The 8534-nt window shown below is 61.9% G+C and carries 9 protein-coding genes; 6 read left to right on the forward strand and 3 right to left on the reverse strand.

What is annotated here, in order from left to right; translation table 11 throughout:
* Window positions 1-277, reverse strand: a 277-nt coding sequence (locus tag MOV63_RS31400; RefSeq protein ID WP_247039633.1) for a hypothetical protein, incomplete at its 3' end; no start/stop codon positions are given.
* 493 nt (window positions 278-770) lie between these two features.
* Between MOV63_RS31400 and MOV63_RS31405 the strand changes: the two genes are divergently transcribed.
* The 4 genes from MOV63_RS31405 (at window position 771) to MOV63_RS31420 (ending at window position 6474) form a co-directional block, all read left to right on the forward strand.
* Window positions 771-2564 (forward strand): acyl-CoA dehydrogenase C-terminal domain-containing protein, encoded by a 1794-nt coding sequence (locus MOV63_RS31405; RefSeq protein ID WP_247039635.1) that lies wholly within the window; start codon window positions 771-773, stop codon window positions 2562-2564.
* Between the two features lie 68 nt (window positions 2565-2632).
* Complete coding sequence (locus tag MOV63_RS31410) at window positions 2633-2824, forward strand: type I toxin-antitoxin system SymE family toxin (RefSeq protein ID WP_247039637.1); 192 nt, start codon at window positions 2633-2635, stop codon at window positions 2822-2824.
* Window positions 2825-2879: 55 nt separating this feature from the next.
* Window positions 2880-4088, forward strand: coding sequence for an acetyl-CoA C-acetyltransferase (locus MOV63_RS31415; RefSeq protein ID WP_247039638.1), 1209 nt, complete (start codon window positions 2880-2882; stop codon window positions 4086-4088).
* A gap of 169 nt (window positions 4089-4257) precedes the next feature.
* Window positions 4258-6474, forward strand: a complete 2217-nt coding sequence (locus MOV63_RS31420; RefSeq protein ID WP_247039639.1) for an FAD-dependent oxidoreductase — start codon at window positions 4258-4260, stop codon at window positions 6472-6474.
* 187 nt (window positions 6475-6661) lie between these two features.
* Here MOV63_RS31420 and MOV63_RS31425 read toward each other — a convergent pair whose 3' ends face one another.
* Both MOV63_RS31425 and MOV63_RS31430 read right to left on the reverse strand, forming a co-directional pair.
* Window positions 6662-6940, reverse strand: coding sequence for a BrnA antitoxin family protein (locus MOV63_RS31425; protein WP_040124488.1), 279 nt, complete (start codon window positions 6938-6940; stop codon window positions 6662-6664).
* The gene (locus tag MOV63_RS31430; RefSeq protein WP_247039640.1) at window positions 6924-7226 is read right to left on the reverse strand and encodes a BrnT family toxin; all 303 of its coding nucleotides are present in this window, start codon (window positions 7224-7226) and stop codon (window positions 6924-6926) included. Before MOV63_RS31430 ends, MOV63_RS31425 begins: the two co-directional genes overlap by 17 nt.
* A 525-nt stretch (window positions 7227-7751) precedes the next feature.
* Between MOV63_RS31430 and MOV63_RS31435 the strand changes: the two genes are divergently transcribed.
* Together MOV63_RS31435 and MOV63_RS31440 are read left to right on the forward strand one after the other, a co-directional pair.
* Window positions 7752-8081, forward strand: a complete 330-nt coding sequence (locus MOV63_RS31435) for a hypothetical protein (protein WP_247039641.1) — start codon at window positions 7752-7754, stop codon at window positions 8079-8081.
* A gap of 111 nt (window positions 8082-8192) precedes the next feature.
* On the forward strand, window positions 8193-8534 hold a 342-nt coding region (locus MOV63_RS31440), incomplete at its 3' end, for a YdeI family protein (protein ID WP_405029408.1).

The raw sequence follows: 8534 nt of genomic DNA on the forward strand, positions 1-8534 counted from the left end.
CGGGCCGAACGCTGCGGTCACGGCTGGCATCGAGCATGCGCTGGCGTTCGCGGATTTCGGCAAGGGGGTCGCTTGCGAATTGCGGTTCGCGATAGGCGGACGCTGCGGCCGGCCGGCGGTCGTGGCGCGGATCGTTGGCTTTCGGCGGCTGGCCATCACGCGACGTGCCTGACATCAACCCCTCGATACGCGCCTCGAGCCCTTCGATGGTGCGGTTCAACGCATCCAGGGAAGAGCGGTCGCCGGGACGGGAAGGGGTCGATCGTGATCCGTTCATGTGCTCGCTCGTTTCGACGTTGTACCTGCGGGCTCTCGTAACGGGCCGTGTTCAGGGATAGGGCATCCCGTCATTCGGCCATATATTAGAAATGCCTTACGCAGGACTTGCCATTTCAGCGCACGCGGGACGTCTTGAGGTAAATGTACTGCGTCGCTTAAGAGCCCACTATTTCCTTAAACGTAGTAAACAACTCGTTAACCGGGACGAAAATTTTAACCTTTTCGATGCGTTCGGTTTGCTTTGCGGTGATGACGTAGCGCCTGCCGGCCCTATCTTCCTGCTTTCCCCATCCAGCCTCGCAACTGCTCTGCCCGTTAAGACTGTGATCGGGACGGAGGAATGGCGACGGTGGAGATCGGCAAAGTTCCAGACGCGCGTAATTGACGTTTACGCGAACGTCAATTATTTGTGGTAGAAAGAATGCGGATTCTCCCGTGAGCCAAAGGCCCGGGGCGGAATTCACCGACGAGGATTTGGAGGAAGCTCGACCATGCCCGTGTACAAGGCCCCGGTAAACGATACGCTTTTCATTCTCAACGATGTGCTCGGCCTGGAACGCTACGGCAACCTGCCGGGCTTTGCCGATGCCACTCCGGACATGCTGGAAGCGATCATCGGAGAGGCCGCCAAGGTGGCCGAAGACGTGCTCTTCCCGCTGAACCTCTCCGGCGACCAGGAAGGCTGCACCCGTCACGACGACGGTACGGTTTCGGTGCCGAAGGGTTTCAAGCAGGCCTATGACCAGTATTGCCAGGCCGGCTGGATCGGCCTTGCCGTGCCGGAGGAATTTGGAGGCCAGGGGCTGCCCTATACGCTGCATGCCGCCGTCGGCGAATACATGTCGTCGGCCAACATGTCGCTGATGATGTATCCGGGCCTGACCCAGGGCGCGATCGCCGCGATCCTCGTGCATGGTTCCGACGAGCAGAAGAGGACATACCTGCCGAACATGGTTGCAGGTACCTGGTCGGGTACCATGAACCTCACCGAACCCCATTGCGGCACCGATCTCGGCCTTCTGCGCTCGAAGGCGGTGCCTCAAGGCGACGGATCGTACAAGATTTCCGGCCAGAAGATCTTCATCTCGGCCGGCGAGCACGGCATGACCGACAATATCGTCCACCTGGTGCTCGCCCGCATCGAAGGTGCGCCGGAGGGCACCAAGGGCATCTCGCTCTTCATCGTGCCGAAGTTCATGGTCAATGCCGACGGATCGCTGGGCAAGCGCAACGGCGCTACCTGCGGTGCGATCGAACACAAGATGGGCATCCACGGCAACTCCACCTGCGTCATGAACTACGACGAGGCGACCGGTTACCTGATCGGCGCTGAAAACAAGGGCCTGGCGGCCATGTTCGTGATGATGAACGAGGCTCGCCTCGGCGTCGGCCTGCAGGGCCTGTCGATCGCCGAGACCGCCTACCAGAACGCCGTCGCCTATGCCCGCGAGCGTATCCAGGGCCGCTCGCTCTCCGGTACCAAGGCGCCGGATAAAAAGGCCGACCCGATCATCGTCCACCCCGATATCCGCCGCTCGCTGATGACCATCCGCGCTTTCAACGAGGCCGGCCGCGCCTTCCTGCTGTGGACCGCGCTGAAATCCGATATCGCCCACCGCTCGCCGGATGCGGCGGAACGCCAGAACGCCGATGATCTCCTCGGCCTTGCGACCCCGATCCTCAAGGGGGTGATGACCGACAAGGGCTTCGAGCATGCCGTGATGGCCCAGCAAGTGTTTGGCGGCCACGGTTATATCGAGGAACACGGCATGAGCCAGTATGTCCGTGATGCCCGCATCACCATGATCTACGAAGGCGCCAACGGCATCCAGGCGCTCGACCTCGTCGGCCGCAAGCTGGCGCTGAACGGCGGCCGCGCCGTGATGGCGATGTTCAAGGAGATCGGCGATTTCTGCGAGGAAAACCGTGCCGATGAAGCGATGGCGCCCTTCACCAAGGGTCTCAAGAAGGGCTTGAACGACCTGCAGGCGTCCACCATGTGGTTCATGCAGAACGCCATGGCCAAGCCCGACAATGCCGGCGCCGGCTCGACCGACTATATGCACCTCTTCGGGATCGTGACACTCGGCTACATGTGGGCCAAGATCGCCAAGGCGGCGCAGAGCGGACTTGCCGCCGGCGACGCCCGCGCCGACTACCTTAAGAACAAGCTGGTGACGGCAAAGTTCTTCATGGAAAAGATCATGCCGGAAACCGCGATGCGTAAAGTCCGCATCGAAGCCGGCGCCGACAGCGTGATGGAACTCGCCGCCGACGCGTTTTGAACGGATTCCCTCCCCTTGTGGGGAGGGAATCCTGGCCCTCTATTCAATCGCCGGATGAGGAGGCGCAGGTGAAGAAGACTTATGTCACGCTTCAGGAAATCGCAGGAGATATCGTTATGCCGCTTCCTGACGAACTTCTGGAGGAAGTCGGTCTGAATATCGGTGCTGATGTGGATGTCCGCGCCGAGAATGGGCGACTTGTCATTCAGCTTCTCGCGAACCCAGGTGATCCAGAGGAACTGTCCGTTACCTGCAGATAATGCGTTTATAAGCCAAAATTGCCGGCGCGCATGCGCCACCCAGGGAGATGACACCATGACCGAAGTCTTCATTTACGACCACGTCCGCACGCCGCGCGGTCGCGGCAAGAAGGATGGGGCGCTGCACGAGGTGCCGTCCGTGCGCCTCGCGGCCAAGACGCTGGAAGCGATCCGCGACCGCAACGGTCTCGACACGTCCTATGTCGACGACATCATCATGGGCTGCGTCGATCCGGTCATGGATGCCGGCGCCGTCATCCCCAAGGCCGCGGCCTTCGAGGCCGGTTATTCCACCCGGGCGCCCGGCATGCAGATTTCCCGTTTCTGCTCCTCGGGCCTCGATGCGGTCAACTTTGCGGCCGGCAAGGTCGCGGCCGGGTCCGACGACATCGTCATTGCCGGCGGTGTCGAGTCGATGTCGCGGGTCGGCATGGGCATGTCCGGCGGCGCCTGGTACATGGACCCCTCCGTCAACTTCCCCGCCTACTTCATGCCGCAGGGCGTCTCGGCCGACCTGATCGCCACCAAATACGGTTTTTCCCGCGATGATGTCGACGCCTATGCGGTCGAGAGCCAGAAGCGCGCGGCCAGGGCCTGGGACGCCGGCTACTTCAAGAACTCGGTCATTCCGGTCAAGGACCAGAACGGCCTGACCATCCTCGACCGCGACGAGCACATGCGCCCTACCACCGACATGCAGTCGCTGGCCTCGCTCAACCCGTCGTTCCAGATGCCGGGCGAGATGGGCGGTTTCGAAGCGGTCGGCATCCAGGCCCATCCGGAAATCGAGCGGATCAATTATGTCCACCACGCCGGCAATTCGTCGGGCATCGTCGATGGTGCGGCGGCCGTGCTGATCGGCTCGAAGGCCGGCGGTGAAGCCATGAACCTGAAACCCCGCGCCCGCATCCGCCACTTCGCCAATATCGGCTCCGACCCGGCGCTGATGCTGACCGGCCCGGTCGACGTCACCGAAAAGCTGCTCGCGCGCTCGGGCATGAAGATTGCCGATATCGATCTCTTCGAGCTCAACGAAGCGTTCGCCGCCGTGGTTCTCCGCTATATGCAGGCTTTCGAGATCAGCCACGACAAGATCAACGTCAACGGCGGCGCCATCGCCATGGGCCACCCGCTCGGCGCCACCGGCGCGATGATCCTGGGCACCGTTCTCGACGAGCTGGAACGCCGCGATCTCAACACCGCGCTGGTCACGCTCTGCATCGGCGCCGGCATGGGCACCGCGACGATCATCGAACGGGTCTGATCTGCCGGCTAGTCGGGCAGGCCCCCTCACGCTCCGTCATCTTCGGGCTTGACCCGAGGATCCACGCCCGGAACTGTGGATGGTCGGGTCAAGCCCGACCATGACGGAAGCGAGAGAGTAGCCCGGACTACCGGCACAAAACGATTTCAAGGGAAGAGGAAATCCCATCATGAGCACCTACAAGAACTTCACCGTCGAAACCGACGCGGACGGCATCGCTCTCGTTACCTGGGACATGCCTGACAAGTCGATGAACGTCTTCACCATGGAAGTGATGGACGAGATCGAGGCGATCGTCGATGCGACGGTTGCGGATGCGGCCGTCAAGGGCGTGGTGTTCACGTCCGGCAAGTCCTCCTTCTCCGGCGGCGCCGATCTTACCATGATCAAGTCGATGTTCTCGATGCTCGCCGAGGAGCAGGCCAGGGACCCGGCCACCGCCGCGCAAAAGCTGTTCGATGCCGCCGGACGTATGTCCTGGCTGTGGCGCAAGGTCGAGACCAACGGCAAGCCGTGGGTCTCGGCGATCAACGGCACCTGCATGGGCGGCGCCTTCGAGCTGTCGCTCGCCTGCCACGGCCGCGTCGCCGCCAATTCCAAGTCGGTTAAAATCGCGCTGCCGGAAGTCAAGGTCGGCATCTTCCCGGGCGCCGGCGGCACCCAGCGCGTGCCGCGGCTGGCGAACGCTCAGGATGCCCTGCAGATGATGACGACGGGCTCATCGCTGACCGCCCAGCGCGCGAAGGCCATGGGCCTCGTGCACCAGGTCGTCGAACCCGCTGAGCTGATCAACGCCGCCAAGCAGATGATCAAGGATGGCCTCAAACCCGTCGCCCCCTGGGACGAGAAGGGTTTCAAGGTCCCCGGCGGCGGCATCTGGACGCCGGCCGCAGCCCAGCTCTGGCCGGCCGCCCCCGCCATCCTGCGCCGCGAAAGCGCCGGCAATTATCCGGGCGCGCTCGCCATCCTGAAATGCGTCTATGAAGGCCTGCAGCTTCCCTTCGATACGGGCCTCAAGGTCGAGCAGCGGTATTTCACCGAGATCCTGCGCACCACCGAGGCGTTCTCGATGATCCGCTCGCTGTTCGTCTCCATGCAGGAACTCGGCAAGGGCGCCCGCCGCCCGGCCGGTATCCCGAAGACGGAATTCACCAAGATCGGCGTCGTCGGCGCCGGCTTCATGGGCGCCTCGATCGCCTATGTGACGGCCGCCGCCGGCATTCCCGTCACCCTCATCGACCGGGATCAGGAAGCCGCGGACAAAGGCAAGGCCCATTCCGAAAAGCTGGTGGCGGACCAGGTGGGCAAGGGCCGGATGACGAAGGAGGAGGGCGAAAAGCTGCTGTCGCTGATCACCCCGACGCCGGATTACCAGGCGCTGTCGGATGCAAGCCTCGTCGTCGAGGCGGTGTTCGAGGATCGCGCCGTCAAGAAGGCGGTCATCGAGGCGGTCGAAGCGGTCATCCCGCAAACCACCATTTTTGCCTCCAACACCTCCACCCTGCCGATCACCGGCCTAGCGCAGAATTCGAAGCGCGCCGACCAGTTCATCGGCGTGCATTTTTTCTCGCCGGTCGAAAAGATGATGCTGACCGAGGTCATCCTCGGCGAAAAATCCGGTGACAAGGCGCTGGCCGTGGCGCTCGATTTCGTCGCCGCCATCAAGAAGACGCCGATCGTCGTCAACGACACCCGCGGCTTTTATGTCAACCGCTGCGTCTTCCGGTATATCAACGAAGCCTATGACATGCTGACCGAAGGCGTGCCGGCGGCGATGATCGAAAATGCCGCGAAGATGGCCGGCATGCCGGTCGGCCCGCTGTCGCTCAACGATGAGGTCGCCGTCGATCTGTCCCAGAAGATCATGAAGGCCTCGATCGCCGATCTCGGCCCCAATGCGGTCAAGGCGGAGCACATGGCGCTGGTCGACCAGATGGTCGACGTGTTCGACCGCCGCGGCCGCAAGAATTCCAAGGGCTTTTACGAATACCCGGCCAAGCCCGCCAAGAAATTCCTCTGGCCCGAGTTGAAAACCCTCTACCCGCAGAAAAAGGCCTCTGAGGTGGATGTCAACGTCCTCAAACAGCGCCTGCTGGTGACGATCGCGCTCGAAGCCGCCCGCACCGTCGAGGAAGGCATCGTCACCGATCCGCGCGAAGCCGATGTCGGCTCCATCCTCGGCTTCGGCTTCGCCCCCTATACCGGCGGCACGCTCTCCTACATCGACGGCATGGGCGTGAAGAACTTTGTCGCGCTCTGCGAAAAGCTGGCCGCAAGCTACGGCCCGCACTTCAAGCCGACGCCGCTCTTGAAGGACATGGCGGCGAAGGGCGAGACGTTTTATGGGCGGTTCGACCCGTATGCGAAGGTGGGGAGGGCGGCTTAGGCTCCGAAAGCGGTTCCAAGGGCAGGCCCGCCCGGACCGGGCTATGGAGTGGCGGAAGCGCACCTTTGGAAGCAAAGTCGCGCTCACGGCCCACCTATCTCAGCTTCTCAGGGTAGGGGCTTCCGCCCACCATGTCCTGGCCGACGGGGTCCTTCATTGCCATGTCACACGCCGGCTTGAGGAGAGATCATCGCTTTGCTCCAGATGTATCGATCTTCTCGGCAAGCCAGATCTTGATCAGCGACTGGTATGGGACATCACGCTTGCCAGCGGCAACCTTGATCTGTTCCAGAAGCGAGTTGGGCAGACGCAAGGAGATCGACGTGGATGACGGCTTCAGGTTCGGCAATCGCACGTTCGCGGCTTTGCTCCAGTCGACATGATCAGCGGAATCATGATGTTCCCAATAGGTCCGCTCTTCGGCTTCCGTACTGAAGTGCGGGACGGGATCAGGCTTTCTGCTCATAATAGCTCCGCTCCTTCCGGCTCATATCCCGGGCGGAAATCACCCGGATTCTTGTTTCGTTTGCCCGAAGCGTGAAGGTGATATGGAGCAACCTTCCGTCATCGGTCCGACCGAGCGCATGAATGCGCTGCTCGCTAAAGCTATGTCTCAGATCGGGCACCATCAGCAGCGGCTCGTTAAAGAACACCTGCTCAGCTTCGCTCTGGCTGACGTCGTGTTTGTCGGCACTCTTGCGGACATTTCCTTCGTCCCACTCGAATCCGACAATCCGTTCCCAATCGATCATTGATGTATATTGCCATAATATACGCAGGGTTCAAGGCAGGAAGAATGATGAAGGAGGAAAATGCTTTTCCAAACCGGCCCTTCCAGCGCAGCTGCGGCTCATCCGCGGTATCAAGGTCGGCAGACCTGCTTGAATGCTACGTCGTCTCCACTGCGTCCTTTTATTGACATTGAGCGTGCCTTTCTGGCGCCGGCTTCTGGCGGTTCGCAATAGGCAAGCAGCCGCCCTTTCTCATCATGTTGACCGCCGCGCCAAGGCCGGATGTCGCGCCGATCCACAACCGTCAGATCGCGATGTTGAACGGAAGGCTGAAGCCATGGCTCCTTCCACTCAAACCGGAAGGAACTCCTGCGGCCGGGCGATGACGGCGATCTCGCCATCAAAAAGCCCGTTCCTGCTGCCCCCCATTCCGGCAGCGGCTATCCAAGCCACCTCCGCAAGTTCATCCCATCGCTCCGCTTCCCGAATCCCGTTTTTCCTTCTATCTTCCCTGGCATTCGTCAAGTTCAGGTTGCAGGAGGGGTCATGTTTGGAGAGGTAAAATATCGTCTGGGCGGGTTGCTGGTCTTGGTTATCGGGGCGGCCGTGGGGTGGTCGGCCATATGGCAGCCGCTTCACCAGGCGGAGTTGGGTGCCGACACCGTCACATGGATGCCGCGGATCGTCGTTCTGCTGGCAGTCTGTGCGGTTTTCGGTCTCTATTTTCTGTTCACCGGCAACCGTTATCCCTATCGCGATGTCGAGCGCAGCACGTTGACGGTGGCGGGGTGGATTTTGTTTGCGATCACCGCCGTGGCTGCGACCGCCGGTTTCTTTTGGATGGATATGACGTTGAAGTCGCTCGGCTACCACTGATCGCGCGCTGGGGGCCGGAGCTTTTCATCCGGCCGCCACTCTCCAACCCTGGCAACGCAACGAGCGATAGCTTGCGATCTGGATCGGCAGTTCGCCAACGGGGAGCCGCCCATGGACCTTGCCACCGAAGCCCTCGCCTTCACCGATCCCGCGGAATGGGCCTCCTGGCTCTCCGCCCACCACGCCACCTCGTCCGGCGTCTGGCTACAGATCGGCAAGAAGAACCCGAAGCGGACCCTGATCACCATCGACGAGGCGCTGGATGTGGCGCTCTGCCATGGCTGGATCGACAGCCAGCGCAAGGGGTTCGGCGCCACCTCCTTTCTGCAGCGGTATTCGCCGCGCCGCGCCAAAAGCCCGTGGTCAAAGCTCAATGTCGATCGGGTGGCGGCGCTCACGCAAGCCGGGCGGATGCGACCGGCGGGGCTGGCGGAAGTCGAGGCGGCCAAGGCG

Origin of the sequence: Neorhizobium sp. SHOUNA12A (assembly GCF_023006505.1) — a bacterium.
Taxonomy (GTDB): domain Bacteria; phylum Pseudomonadota; class Alphaproteobacteria; order Rhizobiales; family Rhizobiaceae; genus Neorhizobium.

Coding starts and splice junctions, on each gene's coding strand:
- MOV63_RS31405 (WP_247039635.1), top strand. CDS start 771: ATGCCCGTGTACAAGGCCCCGGTAAACGATACGCTTTTCATTCTCAAC.
- MOV63_RS31425 (WP_040124488.1), bottom strand. CDS start 6,940: ATGAGCAGAAAGCCTGATCCCGTCCCGCACTTCAGTACGGAAGCCGAA.
- MOV63_RS31430 (WP_247039640.1), bottom strand. CDS start 7,226: ATGATCGATTGGGAACGGATTGTCGGATTCGAGTGGGACGAAGGAAAT.
- MOV63_RS31415 (WP_247039638.1), top strand. CDS start 2,880: ATGACCGAAGTCTTCATTTACGACCACGTCCGCACGCCGCGCGGTCGC.
- MOV63_RS31420 (WP_247039639.1), top strand. CDS start 4,258: ATGAGCACCTACAAGAACTTCACCGTCGAAACCGACGCGGACGGCATC.
- MOV63_RS31435 (WP_247039641.1), top strand. CDS start 7,752: ATGTTTGGAGAGGTAAAATATCGTCTGGGCGGGTTGCTGGTCTTGGTT.